At 53.2% G+C, this 22,711-nt stretch carries 16 protein-coding genes; 4 read left to right on the plus strand and 12 right to left on the minus strand.

Translation table 11 applies throughout. The annotated features are described in order from the left end of the window. Positions 1 to 81: 81 nt before the first annotated feature. The 4 genes from PAECUDRAFT_RS20005 to uvrB all read right to left on the minus strand — a co-directional run bounded on the left by PAECUDRAFT_RS20005 (position 82) and on the right by uvrB (position 5,901). Complete coding sequence (locus PAECUDRAFT_RS20005; protein ID WP_006039962.1) at positions 82 to 306, minus strand: hypothetical protein; 225 nt, start codon at positions 304 to 306, stop codon at positions 82 to 84. Between the two features lie 176 nt (positions 307 to 482). Continuing rightward, positions 483 to 794 carry a spore coat protein GerQ gene (locus tag PAECUDRAFT_RS26755; protein WP_006039963.1) on the minus strand — a complete coding sequence of 104 codons (312 nt, stop codon included), beginning with the start codon at positions 792 to 794 and terminating at the stop codon, positions 483 to 485. Between the two features lie 163 nt (positions 795 to 957). Further along, positions 958 to 3,852: an excinuclease ABC subunit UvrA gene (gene uvrA / locus PAECUDRAFT_RS20015; RefSeq protein WP_006039964.1), complete on the minus strand. Its 2,895-nt coding sequence runs from the start codon at positions 3,850 to 3,852 to the stop codon at positions 958 to 960. A 45-nt stretch (positions 3,853 to 3,897) separates the two neighbouring features. Continuing rightward, complete coding sequence (gene uvrB / locus PAECUDRAFT_RS20020; RefSeq protein WP_006039965.1) at positions 3,898 to 5,901, minus strand: excinuclease ABC subunit UvrB; 2,004 nt, start codon at positions 5,899 to 5,901, stop codon at positions 3,898 to 3,900. 223 nt (positions 5,902 to 6,124) lie between these two features. On the opposite strand from uvrB, the gene PAECUDRAFT_RS20025 reads away from it, so the two are divergent. Next, a complete protein-coding gene (locus PAECUDRAFT_RS20025; RefSeq protein ID WP_006039966.1) occupies positions 6,125 to 6,922 on the plus strand; it encodes a flagellar motor protein in 798 nt (265 codons plus the stop codon). Continuing rightward, entirely contained in the window at positions 6,903 to 7,694 is a 792-nt protein-coding gene (locus PAECUDRAFT_RS20030; protein ID WP_006039967.1) for a flagellar motor protein MotB, read from the plus strand. The genes PAECUDRAFT_RS20025 and PAECUDRAFT_RS20030 overlap by 20 nt, the downstream gene beginning before the upstream one ends. Positions 7,695 to 8,022: 328 nt before the next feature. Here the strand turns inward: PAECUDRAFT_RS20030 and PAECUDRAFT_RS20035 are convergent, their stop codons facing one another. Continuing rightward, positions 8,023 to 11,250 carry an MMPL family transporter gene (locus PAECUDRAFT_RS20035; protein ID WP_006039968.1) on the minus strand — a complete coding sequence of 1,076 codons (3,228 nt, stop codon included), beginning with the start codon at positions 11,248 to 11,250 and terminating at the stop codon, positions 8,023 to 8,025. A gap of 48 nt (positions 11,251 to 11,298) precedes the next feature. After that, positions 11,299 to 11,739 carry a MarR family winged helix-turn-helix transcriptional regulator gene (locus tag PAECUDRAFT_RS20040; protein WP_006039969.1) on the minus strand — a complete coding sequence of 147 codons (441 nt, stop codon included), beginning with the start codon at positions 11,737 to 11,739 and terminating at the stop codon, positions 11,299 to 11,301. 646 nt (positions 11,740 to 12,385) lie between these two features. On the opposite strand from PAECUDRAFT_RS20040, the gene PAECUDRAFT_RS20050 reads away from it, so the two are divergent. Then, positions 12,386 to 12,736, plus strand: coding sequence for a RidA family protein (locus PAECUDRAFT_RS20050; RefSeq protein WP_006039970.1), 351 nt, complete (start codon positions 12,386 to 12,388; stop codon positions 12,734 to 12,736). Positions 12,737 to 12,835: 99 nt separating this feature from the next. Here PAECUDRAFT_RS20050 and PAECUDRAFT_RS20055 read toward each other — a convergent pair whose 3' ends face one another. The 6 genes from PAECUDRAFT_RS20055 to ftsE form a co-directional block, all read right to left on the minus strand. Continuing rightward, a complete protein-coding gene (locus PAECUDRAFT_RS20055; RefSeq protein ID WP_006039971.1) occupies positions 12,836 to 15,025 on the minus strand; it encodes an alpha-galactosidase in 2,190 nt (729 codons plus the stop codon). Between the two features lie 160 nt (positions 15,026 to 15,185). After that, positions 15,186 to 16,682: a PDZ domain-containing protein gene (locus tag PAECUDRAFT_RS20060; protein WP_006039972.1), complete on the minus strand. Its 1,497-nt coding sequence runs from the start codon at positions 16,680 to 16,682 to the stop codon at positions 15,186 to 15,188. 337 nt (positions 16,683 to 17,019) lie between these two features. Further along, on the minus strand, positions 17,020 to 18,483 hold the full coding sequence (locus PAECUDRAFT_RS20065; RefSeq protein ID WP_006039973.1) for a S41 family peptidase: 1,464 nt from the start codon (positions 18,481 to 18,483) through the stop codon (positions 17,020 to 17,022). A gap of 181 nt (positions 18,484 to 18,664) precedes the next feature. Continuing rightward, a complete protein-coding gene (locus PAECUDRAFT_RS20070; RefSeq protein ID WP_006039974.1) occupies positions 18,665 to 19,879 on the minus strand; it encodes a murein hydrolase activator EnvC family protein in 1,215 nt (404 codons plus the stop codon). 12 nt (positions 19,880 to 19,891) lie between these two features. Then, entirely contained in the window at positions 19,892 to 20,809 is a 918-nt protein-coding gene (gene ftsX / locus PAECUDRAFT_RS20075; protein ID WP_006039975.1) for a permease-like cell division protein FtsX, read from the minus strand. Beyond that, a complete protein-coding gene (gene ftsE, locus PAECUDRAFT_RS20080; protein WP_006039976.1) occupies positions 20,799 to 21,485 on the minus strand; it encodes a cell division ATP-binding protein FtsE in 687 nt (228 codons plus the stop codon). The genes ftsX and ftsE overlap by 11 nt, the downstream gene beginning before the upstream one ends. 294 nt (positions 21,486 to 21,779) lie before the next feature. Between ftsE and PAECUDRAFT_RS20085 the strand changes: the two genes are divergently transcribed. Continuing rightward, entirely contained in the window at positions 21,780 to 22,637 is an 858-nt protein-coding gene (locus PAECUDRAFT_RS20085; RefSeq protein ID WP_006039977.1) for a hypothetical protein, read from the plus strand. Positions 22,638 to 22,711 lie beyond the last annotated feature (74 nt).

Genomic DNA, 22,711 nt, shown 5'->3' on the forward strand with positions numbered 1-22,711 from the left:
CGCGTACCGATGTACGCGCGCTTTTTGTATTATTTCGTGCTAGACCCCACTATGGTTGCACCATATGTAGACCGTTCGGCCTTATTTCATCCAGCTCTCCGTAATCATAACGTAATCGGAGAATGCAAACACGGCAAGAGATACCGTCGCGAATCCGATTGCGAAAATGTTTTTCTTCGGTCTAACCATCAACAGTCGGACCAAGCCGATTGCGATTAGTACCGTGAATGCGAGCATAAACCAGTCGAACGTGTTGATATTGCTAGTCGTGGCTGCAGCCTTTGCCGCTTCTTCCGCAAGATACATGGGATGACCTCCTTTTCGTCACACTTCACCTATCATATTCCTATGTTAGCGGTTGCTGCCTTTCCTTGCAAGTCCAAGCGGTTAACCGTAACAACTTTGTCACCATTTTTCCTCAAAATCGTTCAATATAATCAGAGGAATTACTGCACATAATAAACACTTAAATTCCCTTTTCGTTAATCGAATAGAATATCGATCTCTACGTAATCCAAATTGCGATAAAGCAGCAGAAATTGTTTGCCCGTCGCCTCCTCTTGGATGACGATACGATCTCGCCCCGTGCTGACGATGACGCCTTTGAACACTTTGGCATTCCACTCCGCATTATTCGGATAAGTCATATAAAAAGTCGCTTCATTCCCTTTGATCGATGCCAGCCACCGACGAAAGCCCATATGCTGCTTGGACCGAACATGTTGCCCTTCGCGTTGATAACGGCTTGGTCCGTTGCATCTATTCTTCTTCCTTCTCCATTTGGTTTTATTCACGCCCTATCCTCTCCCCTGCCTCGTTCTCCCTTCTTGTTATAGTATGAATCATGCTCATGGAGCGTATGGACAATCTGCATGGAGCATTCGCATAACTGGCAAATGCAACAAGCCCACTCGCCATATTTCGCTGGCAGGTGGGCTTGTTCCCGCTAAGGGGGATTTAGGATTCTGCTGTTGCAGCAGCAGCAACGCGTTCATCCGTTTCACGACGTTTGACGGTTCGCTCACGATCACGCTCAAGAATCGGTTTGAGATACCGGCCCGTGTATGAGCCTTCTACCTTCACGACAGCTTCCGGTTTACCCGTAGCGACGATTGTTCCGCCACCGCTGCCACCCTCTGGGCCGAGATCGATCAGATAATCAGCCGTCTTGATGACGTCCAGATTATGCTCGATGACAAGCACGGACTCACCGCTCTCCACCAACCGATGAAGCACTTGCAGCAAACGATCGATATCATCCACATGCAAGCCTGTCGTCGGCTCATCCAAAATGTAGATCGTCTTGCCCGTGCTTCGACGGTACAGCTCAGCTGCAAGCTTCACCCGCTGCGCCTCGCCGCCAGATAGTGTCGTCGCCGCTTGGCCGAGCTTCATATAACCAAGCCCTACATCGAATAGCGTCTGCATCTTCCGGTGAATGCGCGGGATGTTGCGGAAGAACTCCACAGAATCCTCGATCGTCAGTGCTAATACTTCTGAAATATTCTTCCCTTTATACTTCACTTCAAGCGTCTCGCGGTTGTATCGGTTACCCTTACAGATCTCGCAAGGCACGTATACGTCAGGCAGGAAGTGCATCTCGATCTTAATAATGCCGTCTCCCCGGCACGCTTCACAACGTCCGCCCTTTACGTTAAAGCTGAATCGGCCTTTCTTGTAACCGCGAACCTTCGCTTCATTCGTATTGGCAAAAACGTCGCGAATGTCATCAAACACACCCGTGTAGGTCGCCGGATTCGAACGCGGCGTACGGCCGATCGGCGATTGGTCGATATCGATCACTTTCTCGATATGTTCCAGCCCGCGAATTTCCTTGTGCTCACCTGGCCGTACCTTCGCCTTGTTCAAATCACGCGCCAGCGTCTTGTAGAGAATCTCATTGACGAGCGTCGATTTGCCGGAGCCCGATACTCCGGTTACGGCTGTAAAGACGCCAAGCGGAATCTTCACGTTCAAGCCCCGCAAATTGTTTTCTTTGGCGCCTCGAATCTCAAGCCACTTATCAGAGGTTGGACGCCGCTCCAGCGGCACTTCGATGAACTTCCGACCGCTCAAATAAGCGCCTGTGAGCGAGTTCTCATCTGCCATCACTTCCTCTGGCGTACCTTGCGATACGACATGCCCGCCGTGAATGCCAGCTCCTGGCCCGATATCGATAATATAATCCGCTGCAAGCATCGTATCCTCATCATGCTCGACGACGATAAGCGTATTGCCAAGGTTGCGCATATGCTCCAGCGTTTGAATGAGCTTGTCGTTGTCGCGTTGATGCAAGCCAATGCTTGGCTCGTCCAAAATATACAGGACACCCATCAAACTGGAACCAATCTGCGTCGCCAGTCGAATGCGCTGCGCTTCGCCGCCAGACAACGTGCCCGCCGCGCGGCTAAGCGACAAATATTCGAGGCCGACGTTAACGAGAAATCCGAGACGACCATTGATTTCTTTCAGAATGAGCTGGGCGATCATCCGATCCTTCTCATTCAATTGAATCGAATCGAAGAAGCGCTGCGCTTCGCCGATCGATAAAGAGGTCACATAAGCGATATTGTGCTTATCAACTGTAACAGCAAGCGTTTCCTTGCGAAGGCGCTGGCCTTTGCAGCCGCTGCACGGTTTGGCGCTCATGTAACCCTCGATCACCTCGCGCATGAAATCAGAGCTTGTATCCCGATAACGGCGCTCCAGATTGTTGACGATTCCTTCGAACGCAACCAGCGCTTCTTTCCTGTGGCCGAAATCATTCTCGTACTTGAATTTCACCAGTTCGCCGCCGGTGCCATACAACAGCTTCTTCATCTGCTCGGCATCCAACTCGCCCACTGGCACATCGCGCGGAATTTTGTAGTGGTGGCATACCGCCGCAAGAAATTGCGGATAGTACGTCGACGTGCTTCCCGCCCATGCCTCGAATGCTCCGTTTTCAATCGATTTAGACGGGTCGGAGACAAGCAGATCTGGATCGACCAGCATCTTCGCGCCTAAACCATCGCAATCCGGGCAAGCGCCGTAAGGGCTGTTAAACGAGAACATGCGCGGCGCAAGCTCATCAATGCTGAAGCCGCATTCCGGACAAGCGAGATTGGAGCTGAACATCAGCTCCTCCTGATCGATCACATCAATGATCACTCGGCCCTCTCCAAGCTTCAACGCGGTTTCAATCGAGTCCGCAAGCCGGCTGTGAACATCGGACTTCACGACAATACGGTCAACGACAACCTCGATGGAATGCTTCTTGTTTTTCTCCAACACAATTTCTTCATTGCCCAGCTCACGCGGCTCGCCATCAATTCGCACGCGAACGAAGCCTTGCTTCTGCACTTCCTGCAGCAGCTTCGTATGCTCGCCTTTACGGCCTGATACGATCGGCGCCAAAATCTGCAGACGCGTCCGCTCCGGATACTCCATCACCCGGTCAACCATCTGTTCCACCGTTTGCGAGGCAATTTCAATGCCATGCTCCGGGCAATGCGGCTTGCCGACGCGCGCGAACAGCAAACGCAAATAATCATAAATCTCCGTTACGGTACCAACCGTCGAGCGCGGATTGCGGCTCGTCGTCTTCTGATCGATCGAAATCGCCGGGGACAGCCCGTCAATGGAGTCGACATCCGGCTTTTCCATTTGCCCGAGAAATTGACGAGCGTATGCGGACAACGACTCGACATAACGGCGTTGGCCTTCCGCATAAATCGTATCGAACGCCAGGGATGACTTACCGGAGCCGCTTAACCCCGTCAATACGACGAATTTGTCACGCGGAATCGTCACGTCGATATTTTTCAAATTGTGAGCGCGGGCGCCCTTAACAACAATACGATCGCTTGCCACTCCAGCTCCACCTTTCTCTATTAAAACGCGAAATGAAAGCTATCATTATCCGTTCTCCGCCCGCAGCTCCAGCAAGGCGTCGCGAAGCTCCGCAGCGCGTTCGAATTGCAGATTTTTCGCTGCATCCTTCATCTCCGCCTCCAGGCGCTGAATGACGGATTGGCGGTCCTTCTTCGACATCTTGCCGCCCGCGTTCACGCCCGTCAGGTAGTCCGCCTTCTGCTCCGCTACCTTGGTCGCCTCGATAACGCTATGGATTTTCTTGCGAATCGTCTGCGGCGTAATGCCATGCTTCTCATTGTAGGCCAATTGAATCGAACGGCGGCGCTCCGTCTCCTTGATCGCTTTATCCATCGAGTCCGTAATCTTGTCGCCGTACATAATAACCCGGCCTTCACTGTTGCGCGCTGCCCGGCCGATTGTCTGAATGAGCGAACGCTCGGAGCGCAGGAAGCCTTCCTTATCCGCATCCAAAATCGTAACAAGCGTAACCTCCGGCAAATCAAGCCCTTCTCGCAGCAGATTAATGCCGACGAGCACATGGAAGGTGCCCAGACGTAGATCGCGCAAAATTTGCATCCGTTCCAGCGTCTTAATATCGGAGTGCATATAACGGACCTTGATTCCGACATCCTTCAAATAATCGGTCAGGTCCTCCGCCATCTTCTTGGTCAGCGTCGTAACCAGCACGCGCTCATCCTTCGCAATGCGGGCGCGAATCTCGCCGAGCATGTCATCGATCTGCCCTTTGGTTGGACGAACTTCAATGATTGGATCGACCAGACCTGTCGGGCGAATAATCTGCTCGACCATTGTCGGGCAATGCTCCAGCTCGTAAGGGCCCGGCGTAGCCGATACGTAAATCATTTGCCCCGCCTTCTCTTCGAACTCCTCGAAGCGCAGCGGGCGATTGTCCATCGCGGACGGCAGGCGGAAGCCATGCTCCACAAGCACTTCCTTACGTGCGCGGTCGCCATTGTACATCGCTCTGATTTGCGGCAGCGTCACATGAGACTCGTCAATAACGATCAGCATGTCGTCCGGGAAATAATCCATCAGCGTGTATGGCGTAGCGCCGCGTTCGCGGAAGGTCAGCGGCCCCGAATAGTTCTCGATGCCAGAGCAGAAGCCCATCTCCTGCATCATCTCGATGTCGTAGCGCGTCCGCTGCTCCAGCCGCTGCGCCTCCAGCAGCTTGTTTTGGCCGCGAAGCTCAGCCAGCCGCTCTTCCAGCTCCCGCTCAATGTTCACGAGCGCCCGCTTCATCGTCTCTTCCTGCGTAACGAAGTGAGACGCCGGGAAAATCGCGATATGGTCGCGCTCGCCCAGAATCTCGCCCGTCAACACGTCGATCTCCGTAATCCGTTCGATCTCGTCGCCGAACAGCTCAACCCGAATGGCGCGCTCATTGTTCGCTACGGGGAAAATCTCAATAATGTCACCGCGCACGCGGAACGTGCCGCGAATAAAGTTAATGTCATTGCGTTGATATTGAATGTCGACAAGTTTATGCAAAATCGCATCGCGCGGCTTCTCCATCCCTACGCGAAGCGACAGCACGAGGCTGCCGTACTCCGTCGGAGAACCGAGACCGTAAATGCACGATACGCTCGCGACGACGATGACATCCCGCCGTTCAAACAACGAGCTCGTCGCCGAGTGACGCAGCTTGTCGATCTCGTCGTTAATGCTCGAATCCTTCTCGATGTACGTATCCGTTGAAGGAATATAAGCTTCCGGTTGAAAGTAGTCGTAGTAGCTGACGAAGTAGGAGACCGCATTTTCCGGAAAAAACTCTTGAAACTCGCTGCACAGCTGCGCCGCCAGCGTTTTGTTGTGCGCGATGACGAGCGTCGGCCGATTCAGCTTGGCGATCGTATTCGCAATTGTATAGGTCTTGCCGGTGCCGGTCGCGCCTAGTAAAGTCTGATAGCGAAGACCGTTATCAATCCCCTCTACCAGCTCCCTGATTGCCCCCGGCTGGTCGCCTTGCGGCTTATAATCCGATAAAAGCTTAAACGTTTGCTCCGGTCGTTCCTTGTCCGCCATTCATCCGCCCTCCACTCTTCCCGATTGATATCTATGATAGAAGTCCTATTCAACTTTATGCCCATTCGACCCGATAAAATAGACAGAATGAGGAAAACGCCATCGAATATGACAATTTTCGACTCGAATGTGTGTTCCCATTTGTTCATTATATCGGTTTCCAGTTCCCGATGCAATTTGAATATATACGCATCAACAATAGAAGAAGGACGTGATTGTTCACATGGATTTGACAACGATTATCGGCATCGCCGCGGGGCTCGTCGCCTTGATCGGCGGATTTCTGCTGGAGGGCGGACAGTTCAGCGGACTGCTTCAGCTCACCGCCGCCATTATCGTGTTCGGAGGCACCTTCGCCGCCGTCGCGGTCAGCTTCCCCTACAGCAAATTGCGACAGCTCCCCGCTGCGCTGCGATTCGCTTTTACGAAACAAACGCAGAAGCCTGAAGAGGTCATTGACCAGCTCGTCGACATGGCGATGGTTGCCCGCCGCGAAGGCGTGCTGGCGCTCGAACGCTCCTTGCCCGAACTCGACAACGTTTACATGCGCGATGGCTTGCAAATGGTGATCGACGGAACGGATCCCGAGCTGACCAAGGGGATTCTGACATTGGAAATCGACTCCGCGGAACGCAAGTGGGAGCAGCAAGCCAAAATGCTGGAGTCTGCTGGCGGCTACGCGCCAACGATGGGCATTATCGGAACCGTCATGGGTCTCATCCGCGTGCTCAGCAACCTGTCCGATCCTTCATCGCTCGGTCATTCGATCGCAGTGGCATTTACCGCAACGCTTTACGGCGTAGCAAGCGCGAACATCGTGTATTTGCCGCTAGGCACGAAAATCAAGGCGCAAGCCGCTGAGCAAACGCTGCTTATGGAACTCATTCTTGAGGGCATCCTGTCTGTACAGGCGGGCGAAAATCCGCAGCTGATCCGCAAAAAGCTGTCCGCGCTGCTGCAGCTGGAGCCTGGCGAACGCCGCAGAGAGAAGGTGCCTGTCTATGAGACGCAGCGGGCGTAGGCGCAAAGGCTTGACGGCGGACAATCAGGATCGTTGGCTGATTACTTATGCTGATCTGATTACGCTGCTTATGATTTTTTTCGTCATCCTATATGCGATGAGCCAAGTCGATTCCAAAAAATACGAGGTGCTTGCGCAGTCGCTCCAATTCGAGTTCCGTAAAGCTGACTCCGTCATCGAAGGCGGCAACGGCGTCACCGGCGCCCTCGATCCTTCCATAAAGCCCGCCCCCGTCAAACCGCCAGAGGAGAAGCCGAACGCGGCGCTGGAAGAGGAAAAGCGGAAAAATCAAGAGCTTGAGAACGTATTTGCGATTATTCAAGCGTATATTAAGAACAACAAGCTTGAGGAGAAGGTGTTCGTCACCAACGAGGAGCAAGGCGTCTCCATCCGGCTAAGCGATCAGTTCCTGTTCGACTTAGGCAAAGCGGATCTCAAAAAAGCGGCTCGCCCCATCCTGGACAAGCTATCAAGCCTGTTCGTGAAGCTGGATCATCCGATCAGCATCGAAGGACATACGGATAACTTGCCGATTCAGCCGGGCGGCGAGTTCCGAGACAACTGGGCATTGTCCGCAGGACGCTCGCTGTCGGTGCTGCGCTATTTCACCGAGATAGCGCAGCTTGAGCCGACCAAGTTCCAAATCGCAGGCTACGGCGACACGCGGCCTATCGCGCCGAATACGACGGACGCGAACCGCTCGCGCAATCGGCGCGTTGAAATCACGATCTTGCGGCATAGCACGTCGAGCAGCCTTGCTTCGAAACAGTAATCTCATTTCCCTGTCTTATAGCAAAAAGAGGCGGTCCCAAAAGTCTGATCGAGACTTTTCGGACCGTCTTTCATTTGTTCCCGACTGCGGACGCTTCTCCAGAAACAGTCGTCTGTTCGGCGGCGAATAAGATGCCACCTTTCTCACTGCGCAAATTACAATGATACCTCTCGACTTCTGACGCTTAAGTTGCTTCTATTGTACGAATTGCAATGAGCAGCAGGCCGACTGCCTCTCGACCACCCCACTTTGCACAGCGCAACAAAAAGGATGTCCCTAGCCGTCGCGGCTTTTGGAACATCCCCTTTTTTTGTACTATACTATCAAATTAATGCGAAGCATCATGCGGCTTGCCGCTTGATCGCCCGCTGACATACACCGTTTGGCCCACGCTGCTGCTATCCCGCTCCGCGCGGCGCATGAACGGCCAGTAGTTTGCCTCGCCAAACATCCGCACCATGACAGGGATAAACAACGGGAGCATGATGAGCGCGTACATGAACAGTCCGCATAATACAATCGTTGCGATCTGCAGCAGCGACATGACGCCGGAAGGCAGCATAGCCGCGAACGTACCGCCAAGAATGACTGCCGCCGACATAATAACGGTTCCCATGCGACGCATCGCCTCCAGAATCGCTTCGGATGGGGAAAGGTGGCGGTATTCTTTGAACCGATCCATGAGGAAAATGCTATAGTCGATGCCAAGCGCTACGAGCATGACAAAGCCGAAGAACGGCACCGCCCAGCTAATGCCCGAGTAGCCGAGCCAGCGAACGAATATAACTTCCGCGACAGCCATCGACGTGTAGAAGGTCAGCATTAATGAAGCAATCATATAAAGCGGCATAACGATGGAACGGAACAACAGAATGAGAATGATGCCGATTCCGATCAGCATGAACATCACCGTTTTGGCATAGTCGCTATCCGAAATGCCGTTCAAATCGTGGTTGACGCTGGTGACGCCGCCCACTGCAAATTCCGCGGATGCATACGCCGTGCCATCCAGCCCTCGTCCGACCGCAGCTTTGACCGCATCAATCTGATCCATCGTAGACAACTCATACGGGTTCCCCGCGAAAATAACATCAAACTTAACCGTCTTGCGATCCGGCGACATATAGGCGTCCAGCGCTTGATCAAACTGCGCGTCCTTGGACGCTTGCGCCGGCACGAACCAGCCTGTCATTTGCTTATTAGGGGAATCTGACAGCTCGGTCAAATAACCTTGCGCAGAGCCTAGCCCGTCGGTCACTTGCTTCAAGCCGTTTACGCTTTTGTCCAATCCGCCAGTCAGCTGCGCCAGTTGGCCATTCAACTCAGTGAAGCCCGTCTGCAGCTCCTTCTGCCCGCTGGACAGCTGATCCAGGCCTGTCGTGACGCCAGGAAGCTTCGCTACGATCTGACCCTGTCCCTGCGCTGCTTTATCAAGGCCAGCTTGCAGCTTCGTTATGCCGGCAACTAGCGATTTCAAGCCTGCCGCCAACGCCTCTTGGCCCTCCGCTGACTGCTTCAAGCCAGCATTCGCCTTGGTCAGCCCGCCCGTGATGCCGCTCAATTGACCGTTTAGCTGCGCCATCTGCGTGCTCAACGAGGAAGCGTCGCCTTGCAGCTTGTTAACGGCGCCGACCGCCTTGAGATATGCCGCGTCGCTTTGCAGCTCCGGATATTTATCCGCCAATCCACCAAGGTCTGTGCCGACGGCTTTGAGCCCATCAGACAGCTTGCTTTGTTCAGCTGCAATAGCTGCATACGCGCCGCTAAGCTTCCCAAGCCCCGTGTTCAACTGCGTGTAGCTGGCTTGCAGCTGCGAAGCTGCTGTCGCGAGCTTATCCGCGCTCTTGCGCGCTTCTTCCAGCCCCTTCTTCAGCTGAGTTGCTCCAGCGGAGCCATCCACCATGCCTTGCTGAATTTGCTTCAAGCCGCCGCTAAGCGCTGTAACGCCAGACTTCAGCTCAGCTGTTCCCGCTACGAGCTTGCCTGCGCCATCTGCCGCTTCCTCCAGCTTTGGCGCATTCGCGCTCAACGACTGACTCGCTTCGGACAAGCCGTCTCCAATGGCGCTCAGCCCATCTCCGCTTTTACCCAGCCCGTCGCTGACGGTTCCAACCTGATCAGCTACGAGGAAGCCTTCCGGCGCATCGCCCGTCGGTCTCGTCGCGCTGCGAACGACTTTGACGCCTTCAACCTTCGACAGCTCGCGGCTTACCTGTTCGACAGTCGCCAAGCCATCGTTCGAATCCATTGGCTTATCGGACTTGATAACGACCGAGGTAGGAAGCGTCTCGCCCGGCCCAAAGCCGTCCGCGATCAAATTAAACGCTTTGACCGAATCATATTTATCTCCGATTTCATCCAAGGAGTTAAACGAAATCGATCCTTTATAGGCAGTTAGAAACGGTACGGTTATGACGGCCAAAATCGCGAGCGCCCAGAGCGGACGCTTCAAGGAGAAGGCGCCAACCGCGCCCCACAGGCGTGACGGCTTATGCTCCAGCGACCCTTTTGCCGGCCAGAACAACGCTTTGCCAAACACCGCCAAGAAGAAAGGCACGAGCGTGAACAGCGCAAGCAGCATGACGGCTACGCCGACCGCAACGGCAACCGCCGAGCGGTACAGGACGAATGTCGAGAAGCCGATCGAGGCAAAGCCGACGAGCACCGCGAGTCCCGAGAAGAGGACGGTACGCCCTGCCGTGCGGTATGTTGCAACAATCGCTTCTGTCCGGTCGCCGAGATGCACAAGCTCCTCTTTGTACCGGCTGATCAACAGAATGCAATAGTCAGTGCCGATGCCGAATAGGACGGCCACCATGAAAATTTGCGTGAAATTCGATAGCGGGAAATCCGCATATTCGACCAAGTATGCAACGACCGACTGAGAAACTAAGTAACTAAAGCCGACCGCCAGCAGCGGCACGAGCGGCGCAACCGCCGAACGGAATACAAGGAACAGAATAATCAAGATAAAGCCGACCGTGATCAGCTCCGTCTTTTTGAGCCCTTCCTGCGAGCTCTGCACGACATCCTCGCCTATGACCCAACCGCCGGTGAAATAGTGATCGACCTTCGTCGAATCAATCGCATCGTACAGCCCTTCTTGCATTTCCTTTGGCGTACGACCGTTCGGTTCAACCTTCACGAGCGCGAGCACGGTGGATTTGTCTTTGGAGACCAGCTGATCCGCCAATTCCTTCGTCTCAAAATGCGTCGTAACCGAAGTTACGCCAATAGCAGACCCGTCTTGCTTCAGCTTCCGTACCGCTTGCTCAGCTTGCGTCAAGTCATCCGCGGTCAGCCCGCCTTCCCTGTGGAATACGAGTACGGTGGATTCCGCTTTGTTTTTGTTATCACTCTCGGCTTCAGTTACGCTCTCACCGCTTAGGCCCTCCAGCAGCTTCGCTGCATTCGAGGAATTGTAGCCGTCCGGCACATCCACCTGGCCCTTATCCCTTACAAGCTGCTCCATATTGGGAGCGGTCACCATCAATGCGGCAGCAACGGCCAGCCACAGGACGAGCACCAGCCATTTGAGCTTCAATATCGTTCTCATCGTTTTCCTATCCCTCTCTCCCTCTATCTATGTGTCATCCAGCTGGTTCTAGGTGTGAACGAGTACCGCAGCGAGCTTCTCATACGTCTCGATGAACGCTTTTGCTTCCTTGTTGTCAAAATGAATCAAATACTGCCCCAGCAGCTCCTCCAGCTTGCTGTCAAACAGCCTCGTCATCTGCTCCCCTTCAGGCGTCAGCACCAAATACGTCACTCGGCGATCCTTCTCATCCGGTACGCGTTCAATCAGATGCTTGTCGAACAGCCGCGTGATGATCGCCGTGATCGAGCTTTTGCCGACGCAGAAAATGTCCGCAAGCTCCGACGAAGTCGAACGACCATTCTCGCGCAGGTAACGCAGCGTCGCGCTTTGTTCCGCTGTAATGCCATCGGGAAGCACGTCCCGGATCATCGCGCTCAGCCTGCGGTTTACCGTAAAGGAAGCGGCAATATAGCGGTCGATGGTCTGCTGCAATCGTTCTCTGTCCATTGTTTTTGCTCCTTTTTGTATCGTTAATTCTTAGGTTGTTCGATTATCGAATAGTTGCAATGTAGAATAGTTCTACTGTTGAACTATACCAAAACAAACCAAGCGCCGTCAATCGAACAAAATGTGAACAGGATGGGACGAGGGCCGCGGACAGCAATGAAAAACAGAGAGTGAAACAGCCGGTTGTTTCGGGGTTAAAAGGTGGGGTTGGGGTTGGGGTTGGGGTTGGGGTTGGGGTTGGGGTTGGGGTTGGGGTTGGGGTTGGGGTTGGGGTTGGGCGGAAGCCGCATAAGGGTATATTTCATGTGCATGAGGATTCAATGGCGGATGCAGCTGTGGAAGTGTGTAAATGAGGGAGACCAGCCGATTGCAAACACGGGGTGAACTTTCAAGAATGAGGATGCAGGTAAGCACAAAAAACGCTATTGGACGCTACTAATTCACCAAAACAGCCCCCACTGAATAGTCAGACGATTGGCTCTGAAAATCCATTAAGATCGTTTTTTTAATGGGGGAAGATGCACCACGTCAAAAATGTGTGTTATTTCGCATATTTTATATTCCAAGAAAATATTGCATAATAGGAACGTATGTTCTATAATCAACTCAGCGTGACGATTATGATTTTCAAAGGAGCCGTTCAACAATGGTAACCCTTATTCCAACACCCTACAGCTATTCATCAGCAGTCGTAGCGGGAGAGTATGTATTTTTAGGTTTGCATCGAGGGTTCGGAGAGACGTTCGCCCAACAGCTTCATGATGCGTTCGATCAGCTTCAAAAGACGCTCTTGCAATGCAATGTTTCTTTGGAACAACTCGTTAAGATACATGTATATCTAAAAGACATAACGAACTTGCCAGAAATGGAGCAAGCCATTTACAGCTATTTTGAACATAATCGTTTCCCCGCCAGGATGACAACAACCACTGAATTCGTCGACTCAGATTGTTTGATGATGATTGATGGCGTAGCTTACAGCCCAATCTCTCAATAAAAAAAGCCGAAGCACAGGCATAAGCGCTGTCCTTCGGCAATGAGCATAAGCCTCACAGGCTGCATGTATATGATCAACTGTGCAGCCTGAAGCTTATCATTATTCAACAACGAAATGCAGCAGCACGCTTGCAAAGTCGTGATGGAAGAGCGGCATTGCAATCCCCGCATACATCAATTCATCCCCGCCGTATACGCGATCCGTGCCAACCAGACGATAATCGAGCGCCGAGCTCAAGCCCTTAAGCTTGATTCGCCCGAATGGCGAGTTCGGTTCGTTGAGCACTTGCACATAAACCGCCATTGCCTCGCGTTTATCTTTGGACACGGACATCCATGCCGTCTGATTGCCCTCGAACGGGCTGAGCAGGCGGTAGAAATCCCCGAATTGAATAAGGCCGCGAAGCGTTTTGTACGATTTGATCTGATCTTTCACGATGACCTTCTCTTCCTCCGTGAACTTGGTCAAATCCAGCTCGTAGCCGAAGTTGCCGGACATCGCGACATGGCCTCGCGTCTCAAGCGACGTGATGCGCCCAACCTGATGGTTCGGAGCTTCCGACACATGCGCGCCCATCGCGCTGATCGGATAAACAATGCTTGTACCGTACTGGATACGAAGACGAGAAATCGCGTCCGTGTTGTCACTCGTCCATGTTTGAGGCATGTAGCACAGCATACCTGGATCGAAGCGCCCGCCGCCGCCAGAGCAGCTTTCGAACAACACATCCGGAAACGCAGTCGTAATTTCCTCCAGTACATGGTACAAGCCAAGCATATATCGATGCGCCGTCTCACGCTGGCGATCCGCTGGCAGCAGCGCTGAGCCGATCTCCGTCATGTTGCGGTTCATATCCCATTTGACGTACGTAATTGGCGCGCTCTTCAGCACATCCGATACCGTATCGATCAGGTATTGCTGCACATCCGTACGGCTCAGATCCAACACGAGCTGATTCCGCCCCTGCGTGCGATAACGGTTCGGTACATGCAGACACCAGTCAGGATGCTTGCGGTATAGCTCGCTATTCGGCGAAATCATCTCCGGCTCAAACCAGAGTCCGAATTGCATGCCACGCTTATTAATCCGGCTGGCTACATCCTTCAAGCCGCCCGGCAGCTTGCGCTCATCAACGAACCAATCGCCTAGCGAGCTGTTGTCGCTATCCCGTTTGCCAAACCACCCGTCATCCAATACAAACAGCTCCATGCCCAGCTCGCTGCCAACCTCTGCAATAGCTTCAAGCTTATCTGCATTAAAGTTAAAATAAGTCGCTTCCCAGTTATTCACGAGCACTGGACGGGTCGCGTCACGGTAAACTCCTCGGCACAAGCGCGTGCGATACAGCTCATGATAAATGCGCGACATGCCGCCGAGTCCATCCGGCGAGTAAACAAGCACGACCTCTGGCGCTTGGAACTCCTCTCCCGCTTCCAGCTTCCAGCTGAAGTCGAATGGATTAATGCCCATAAATAGGCGCGCCGTTCGGAATTGGTCGACCTCTACGCCGCCAATAAAGCTGCCCGAATATACGAAGCTTACACCGTATACATCACCACAATCTTCGGTCGCACCATGTTCGAGCATAGCTACGAACGGGTTTTGCATATGGCTGCTGGAGCCGCGGCGGCTTTCGATCGATTGCATGCCTGGGCGGAGAGCACGACGGAACACGTCACGCTCTCGCGACCAAGCACCGGACAAATGAAGCATATCGTAACGGTCATGCTGGAAATCAACGCTCATCGATAGAACCCGCTTTAGCATTACCGCATCTACACCTTCATTCACAAACGATACTGAGCGAGTGATAGCATCCAGCTCATTAAATACCGTATACGTCAGCTTTACAGCAATTCCTGACAGGCTATCGCGCAGCATAACATGAAGCGTTTCCGCTTCCGAGTCCGACTCAACATAGGTAGCAGGCAGCCCGGCGAGCGCCAGTTTTCCCTGTACAATTTCGTGGGACTCATAACGAAGATCGGTAACGGTCGTACCATTCGCATACTGAATCTCAAATGCTGGCGTACGGAAATCCGAGTTCCCGTAGCCTGGATATTCATGCGGCATCGTATCAAACGAGATTTCATGCCGATTCGGCAATGGATTCGGCGAGAATGACGCTCGCTCTTGGCGGCTATTCAGCGTATGCAGCTGATTGCCACGAATGCGGCGACCCCAATACACATGGGAAGGATACTGTCCCTCGATAAGCTCGAAAGCATAACTCGTCGAACGGGACTGCAAATGAAACAGCTGTCTGGCAGCATCATATTGAATCGTCACGAAGGTATCCCCTTTTCAGCTAAGGTAGCAGCACCCTCCCTATTGTGAATCCTCACAAAAAAAGAATGCGCATAATGATGAGTTCATTATGGCATCCCATTGTTCATTTGAGTATGGAGGTTTCTCGGATCTATATGGACAAATGTAGCGAACTAACTCGCTACCCCTTATGACGCGAGCTACGGGAAGGCATGCGGGGCACCAGTTCTTGGCCATCCGACGCCACTGTCTCCGAGCCCGCTCCCTCACTTGTTTGCAGCAACAACTGCTCATCACTCGGCACGTTTGGCAATTCGCCCGCTCCTGCCGGAAGCGCAAGGGCAGCCGCTTGCTCCATCGCCGCTGCGCCTGCCTGCTGCGATGCGCTGAATGATGATTCGCGGCGGTTCGCCGCCCGCCCGCGAAGGAACAGCTCCAGCAGCGAGCCCGGCGACGGCTCCGCATAATATTCGGCGTGATCGTCCGGTGCCAGTATAACACCAAGCTGATGATGTTCCCCCGCATATCGCGCCCGTTGGATAAAGCGCTGCTGCCCTTCCCGATTCAGCACCTCCAGCTTGCAAAATGCCGAATTGCGGTGCAAGGCGTCATACAGCTGCTCTTTCGTTCTCACGCGCATGCCATTCACTTTGTGCAGCATTTCTCCGCTCTGCAGCCCCATCAGTGCAGCCGGCGTTCCCGGAACGACGCCGAGTATCATCAGTCCGCGGTCATCATGGACAAAAATCGGCGTCGCTTCGGTTTCCTTCCGATTGCTCAGCCAAATCAGCAGCTCATGGAGCACGAGCGCTCCGAATGCCGCAACAGGCAATAACGCTGGCAGCCACGCTGCCGCAAGCGCAAGCAGCACAACCGCGATACTGTACCAAAGCAGCGATTTGGCCGCATGCCGCGCCTTATGCTCAGGCAATTGCGAACGCGTCCATTCCGTAAACCCGATTACCATCGGCACCGCTGCAAATGACCAGCCCATCGCATTCGAGCCTGCCGACTCGCCGGATAACCAAGGCAGCAGCGGCATCCATGGCAACTGCACGCCGCCTCCGCCCGTCGGCACGAGCAGCAGCAGCGGCACTGCCCAGTAGCCTTGCATGCGGTACGCGCCGATCAGCTTTCCTCGCTTGCCTTCCATAAACAGAGGCGTCGCAAACTTAGAGCCTTGACGGCGCACAAGAAGCGCTTCCGCGCCATGAAGCAGCGCGACTAGCAGCAGCACTGCCGGCATATCGATCGCAGCCAGCGAAGCAGCCATATCCCCTAGCCAATCGCTGCGTTCATCGGTTTGCATGAATGTGTTCAACCATTGCAGCAAACCGAGCACACCCGCTGCATAGGCGAAGCATAAATAGCGAACGCGAATAAGGGCAAGAACACCTGCCGTTCCCCAGAGCCATAGAGCAGCTTCCGTTGTTAAAGACGCGCCAATAAGAATGGACAATCCAGATAATATTGCTCCCGCAACCAAGCCCGCCGCAATCGTTCTAATAAGCAGCAGCGGCCACGCATGCAGCCGAACATGGAACAACCGGCGTTCCATCGTCGTTCCGCGTATATAAACAAGTGCAATTAATAGCAAAGCAATATAATAAAACGGCTGTGCAACCGCATGAAGCACACCGTCTCCAATTAATCGCAGCCACTCCATTGCTGCATCCAAGTGATCATCTCCTCCGGACTGATTTACGCTGTCAACCGAATAAAGGCCGCTCCGCTCAAATAGGCAAAGTCGACCTTTACTAAATTCGACATTTGTAACGATATTCCTGCCCCCGATGCCGCACGGACAATAGCCGCTTTTTGACACCCCGATGCTCGGCTAGCACATAGAAAAGGGACGCTCAGTAGGAGCGTCCCTCTGCTTAAAACCATATTCGCGGATTAATCGTACATATCGGCAGCTATAGATGTATTGTTTTGACCGAGCCGCATCATGCAATGCTGCACAACGCGCGCCGAAAGTATCGCACGCATTCTACAGCTACGCCGTCCCTCCACTAGCTTGCCGCTTTGCTCAGCTTTTGCTGGACAACATCCAGCGCTTTGTTGAGCTGTACATCATGCTTCGTGTCGCGAATCCACGCTACAACCTCTTTCTCAATAGCGTCGGCTGTTGCATTGTTCACAACCCCGTTCACCGGCAGATCTGACGCTTGCTGGAATTGGCGAACCGCTTGATCAGTCACCGCGCTAAAGTAGCCATCGCTACGGTCCACTTTATAACCCAGCGCCTTCAGCATCTGCTGCAGGCTGCGAACATCGTCGCCTAGTTGATCTTTGCGCAGCTCGGACGAGCGGGACAAGCGCGCTGCTTTGTATACATCAGGAGGGGCAATTTCGATGTTCGGCGAAATACCTTTCTGATGTACCCACGTGCCGTTCGGCGTCAGCCACTTGGCAATCGTCATTTTGACCATACTGCCGTCACCGAGTGTCTTATCGTAGCTGACTTGAACCGTCCCTTTGCCAAACGTCTTCGTGCCGATCAGAACAGCGCCCGCGGACTCTTGCAATGCACCCGCAAGAATTTCCGAAGCGCTTGCGCTGCCTTCGTTCGTCAGCACCGCGATCGGATAGGAACGCCCTTCGCCCTTGGACACGGTTTTCTCCCGCTTCCCGCTGCGGTCCTCCACCTGAACGAGTGTTTTGCCTTTCGCAATAAATGGTTCAATGATCGAAAGCACGACCGGAAGAACACCCCCCGGATTGTTTCGTACGTCGATCACGAGCCCTTTCATCCCTTGGCTCTCCAGCTTCTCCAGCTCTTGCGCGAAACGTTCGCCGGTATTCATCGAAAACTGGCGAATTTCAATGAGACCGACGTTGCCAGTCTTCATTGAGCCGTATACCGTCTCCACGTCAATATCGTCGCGGACAAGCTCCAGCCGAATCGGCTTCAGCGTGCCTGTACGTTGAATTTCGAGTTTCGCCTTCGTCCCTCTCGGACCGCGAATCTTGGCTACTGCATCGTTGAGCTGCAGTCCCTCCAGCTTATCTCCGTTCACCGATAGCAGAATATCCTTCGGCTGCATGCCTGCACGCTCCGCAGGAGAGCCCTTGATCGCCGAGATGACGACAACTTTACCATTCTCCAGCGTAACTTCCGCACCGATGCCCGAGAATGAGCCGTCAATCGATTCCGAGAAATGCTTTGCCGTATCCTTCTCCATATAGACGGAGTAAGGGTCGCCAAGCGATGTCATCATGCCGGCAATCGCGCCGTTAACGACGTCCTCGCGATCGACTTCTTTGTAATATTTGTTTTCGATCAAATTCATGACTGCGCCGAGCTTCGCCTCTTCCTTGCCGCTAAGCCCCTCAGCAGCAGCCGGTTCGCTTCCGGCCGGCACGCCGCCCATTCGCTTCACAAACCAACTCTCCGTCACCATCAACGTCCCGAGCACGGATATCACCATTGTAACAGCCATAAAAGCCGCTACGGTACGCGCTTTGAAATGCATGTCGTCACCACCTTGTCTTTCCATCTCCGTTGTTCGGACCCCGCTTCATGGGCGCCCGTTTCAACACAACTAGTAGTATATGACAAGCCTTCCCGTTTTATTTGGCAAATTCTCAGATATAAGGAAAGGAGCCACTCTCGTGACTCCGCTCCCATTCTCGTATAATCGATCGATGATTGCGTTATTTCAAATAACTCGAAGGATCCTTCGGCGTGCCGTTGATGCGCACCTCAAAGTGAAGATGGTTGCCCGTAGAGTTGCCGGTCGAGCCAACCTCGGCGATTTTCTCGCCGCGCTTCACGTTCTCGCCTACCTTCACTTTAATGCCGCCTGTCCGAATATGGCCGTATAACGTCCACAATCCATTGCCATGATCCAAAATAACGGTGTTGCCGTATCCGCTTGTCCAGCCCGCCGTAATGACAACGCCTGATTCCGCTGCATAAATATTCGTCCCCGCAGGGGCTGCGAAATCAATGCCTGCATGGAGCTTCTTCGTATGATAAATCGGATGAATGCGGTAGCCGAAGCCCGAGCTGACACGATAAGCATCCTTCAGCGGAATCCCAAGCTTGCCGCCTGTGTAGAATACCGTCTGCTTCTTCTGCGCTTCGCGTTTCTTGCGCTCCAGCTCAGCCGTTTTCTTCGCCAGATCGATCAGCAGCTGCTCCTGCTCCTCGCTAATATCCTCAAGCTCTTCCATTTGCTTGTTATATTGCGCGATCATCGTTTCTTTCTTTTTCTCTTTGACTACGAGCACGCCTTGGTATGCATCCAGCTTCTCGTACATCCCTTTGACATCCTTAAGGTTCTGCTCAACCTCCGCCTTCGCTTTGGCGATGAGCGCCTTATCCTTCTTATGCTCCTCCAGGATGTTCTTGTCCTGGTTCACAATCGATTGCAGCGCATCGAACCGGTCGATAAAATCAGTAAAGCTCGTCGCGCTCATAAGAACATCCAAATACGAAACCGTACCGTTCTGGTACATAATTCGAATACGCGATTGAAGCATCCGCGCACGTTGCGTTACGCGATCCTCCGCCGCTTCGAGCTGCTCGCCCGCAGCCATCAGATCGTCCTCGGTCTGATTGATTTGCTGCTGCACGCCATTCATTTGCTGCCCGATATCATCCATCTGCTGCAAAATCTCATTAACTGACGTCGCCGCCTCGTTCTTCAGCGCAAGCACTTCCTTGCTCTGCTGCTCCGCAGACTTGCGCGCGTTCGCCGCCTCGCTCGCCTGCTTCTTGATCGTGGCCAATTGCTTATTAATCTCGTTGACCTTGGAGGATGCCTCAATCTCTGGCGCTTGGGAGCTAGCCTGCCAAACGGTAGCCGTCATTAGCAGCGCTGTCAGCGCCACTATCGTTTTTTTCCATGTTCCAGACCTCTTCACGTTCTCGTTCACCTACACTTTCAAATACTTGCGTACTGAAATGGTGCTGCCCCAAACGCCGATCAGCGTCCCGAGCCCTACGATGACGACCGTCAACAAAAATACGACGTCTTGGAATTTCACTAACGTAATCATGGAGAGCACCAGATCGAACTGGTTGCTCTGCGAAATTTTCCAATAGCCATACAGCAGCGCGCCTAGTGTCAGCAACGAGGCCCCAAAGCCGATAATGGCGCCCTCTACGAAAAATGGCCACCGGATAAAGCCGTTCGTTGCGCCAACCAGCTTCATGATGCCGATCTCGCGCCTGCGGTGGATAATCGTCATTTTGATTGTGTTCGATATGAGGAACATAGCCGTAACCGCAAGCCCGATGACGACAATGAAGCCAAAGGTGCGAAGCGCGGAAGTGATTTTGAATATTTTCTCAACCGTGCCTTGGCCATATTTCACGTTCGCGATCGGCTTCAGCGGGTCCGAATTGTTAATCGCCTCGATCTTATCCGCCACGGCGGCAATCGTCTTCGGCTCGAACACCTCAATCGTGAAGGAGTCCGGCAACGGATTGTTCGTCTTATCGAATCCTTCAAGCAAGGCCTTACCGTCTTTCCCCAGGCTCTTACGAAGATTTTCCAGCCCTGCATCCTTGGATACGAAAACAATACTCTTCACATCCGGCATATTGCCGATATCGTTATTCAGCTTGTCTACGACCGCCTTGTCTACGTCCACCTGAAGAAACACCCGGATCTGCACCTGGCTTTCTACCTGATCCGCAAAGTGGCTCACGTTAAGCGACAAGAGGAGAAACACGCCGAGAATAAAAAGCGAGATAAAAATAGAAGCGACCGAGGCGAACGACATCCAGCCGTTGCGCGCTACGTTCTTGACCCCTTCTCGCAAATGTCTTAACAGGGTCCTAATTTTCATAACCGTACTCCCCTCTTACCTCATCGCGTACGATTGTCCCGTTCTCGATGGCGATGACGCGCTTGCGAAGCGAGTTTACGATCTCGCGGTTATGCGTGGCCATAATGATGGTCGCGCCGCGAAAATTGATTTCTTCAAGCAAGTTCATAATGCCCCATGAGGTTTCAGGGTCGAGGTTGCCCGTCGGCTCATCTGCAACGATAACGGACGGGTTGTTGATAATCGCCCGAGCGATCGCAACGCGCTGCTGCTCGCCGCCTGACAGCTGGGATGGCAGGCTGTTATGCTTGCCTTTAAGCCCGACCATCTCAATCACTTCCATCGTTCGCTTGCGCATATGGCGGCGGGGCGCTTCAATAACCTCCATCGCAAAAGCGATATTTTCGTAGACGGACATTTTGGGAAGCAGCCGGAAATCTTGAAAAATAACGCCGATGTTGCGACGCACATAAGGAATTTTGCGAGGTTTCAGCTTGCCTATATTAAAGCCGTTCACCGAGATCTGCCCTTTGGTCGGAATTTCCTCCCGATAGATCAGCTTCATAAACGTGGATTTGCCTGCGCCGGAAGGTCCGACGAGGTATACAAAGTCATTACGATCTATTTGTACCGATACGCCACGAAGCGCGTGCGTGCCGTCTGCATACGTCTTCCATACATCCTGCATTTCGATCACGTTATCACATCCTGTAAGTAGTCAGCACAACTATTTCGACAGGAAGAAGCGAAATCCTCTATAAAACCGTCCTTTTCCACCTTTTTTAACAATTCTAATGCAAATGGCATTCGACAAAAGCACGATAAAATAATGGTCGAATCTGGAATTCACAGATTCATCCTTCAGGAAAAAGCCTTCGCTTGCGAACAGCTGTAGTCTTTAGGAAAACTTTAACTGAAAATGGGCTCTGCCGCCGTAACTTCCGGGTTCGTCCGAGCGTCATTAGTTTCAACTAACAATTGGGAGGAATGGATGATGCGGGGGAAGCTTCGAATGCAAAGCTTGGCTGCGTGCTGCGCACTCTTGCTAGTGGCGTCAGTGCCTGCCAGCGTTGATGCGGCGAACAGCAAGCCGGCGCCAGCCAAAGATTTATTGCAAGCGAGCAATCTGGATATCGCTTACGCGAATAATAAGGGGACGATGCTCCTCAGCCTCGGCTTAACGAAGACGGACGACGCGGAGCGGTATACGCGAACGATCTGCGAGCCGAACAAACCTTTCGCGATCGTGCATTCCGGCTATCAAGAGGGTGACGACCAAGGTACCGGACGCCAGACAGCAGCAAACTTCGCCCATGAAGCCGGGGCATTGTTTTATACCAAATGGGACGGCAAAGCGGCCGCAAACCAGACCTGCATCCTCTCCACTACGGATGCATGGTCCAGTTATAAGTTCTTGGCCTATAAGCCTGCTAATGGCGAAAAGCTGACCGCAGCCATCGTCAAACGAATCGAGGCGGTAAGGCAGCGCAAGGTCGTTAAACATGAACGCATCGGGACGATCAGCCAGAATACCGCCGTGGCGGTCGTGCAATATGAGCCCCGCAAAGGCGAGAATCCGCTGGCGGGGATCGCATTAGTCACGCCTGATACGACCATCCTGCTCCCTCTGTCCGGCAATGACGATCCAAATTCAACTTGGCGCGTCGATGACGGCGGCGTCATCGACGCGAGCCAATTCCGCGTGATCGTCTCGGCCAAATCGGCTAGCGGGTATGCGCTGGGGCTGGAGTGGTACGGTGCGGAGGGCAATTCCATCTATGTGCTGAAGCAAACGGGACGACGCTTTGACCCCATCATGCATCAAGGGCGTTACATGGCGCCCGTATAAGCTGCTTGCAAACGAAAAAATGCAACTAGCAAGAAACGATTGATGAACAATTAGCAAGTTTGCGCCGCATGTCT

This window comes from Paenibacillus curdlanolyticus YK9, from assembly GCF_000179615.1.
GTDB classification, from domain to species: Bacteria; Bacillota; Bacilli; order Paenibacillales; family Paenibacillaceae; genus Paenibacillus_T; species Paenibacillus_T curdlanolyticus.

Coding starts and splice junctions, on each gene's coding strand:
- PAECUDRAFT_RS20005 (WP_006039962.1), bottom strand. CDS start 306: ATGTATCTTGCGGAAGAAGCGGCAAAGGCTGCAGCCACGACTAGCAAT.
- uvrB (WP_006039965.1), bottom strand. CDS start 5,901: ATGGCGGACAAGGAACGACCGGAGCAAACGTTTAAGCTTTTATCGGAT.
- PAECUDRAFT_RS20025 (WP_006039966.1), top strand. CDS start 6,125: ATGGATTTGACAACGATTATCGGCATCGCCGCGGGGCTCGTCGCCTTG.
- PAECUDRAFT_RS20030 (WP_006039967.1), top strand. CDS start 6,903: ATGAGACGCAGCGGGCGTAGGCGCAAAGGCTTGACGGCGGACAATCAG.
- PAECUDRAFT_RS20035 (WP_006039968.1), bottom strand. CDS start 11,250: ATGAGAACGATATTGAAGCTCAAATGGCTGGTGCTCGTCCTGTGGCTG.
- PAECUDRAFT_RS20040 (WP_006039969.1), bottom strand. CDS start 11,739: ATGGACAGAGAACGATTGCAGCAGACCATCGACCGCTATATTGCCGCT.
- PAECUDRAFT_RS20050 (WP_006039970.1), top strand. CDS start 12,386: ATGGTAACCCTTATTCCAACACCCTACAGCTATTCATCAGCAGTCGTA.
- PAECUDRAFT_RS20065 (WP_006039973.1), bottom strand. CDS start 18,483: ATGCATTTCAAAGCGCGTACCGTAGCGGCTTTTATGGCTGTTACAATG.
- ftsX (WP_006039975.1), bottom strand. CDS start 20,809: ATGAAAATTAGGACCCTGTTAAGACATTTGCGAGAAGGGGTCAAGAAC.
- PAECUDRAFT_RS20085 (WP_006039977.1), top strand. CDS start 21,780: ATGATGCGGGGGAAGCTTCGAATGCAAAGCTTGGCTGCGTGCTGCGCA.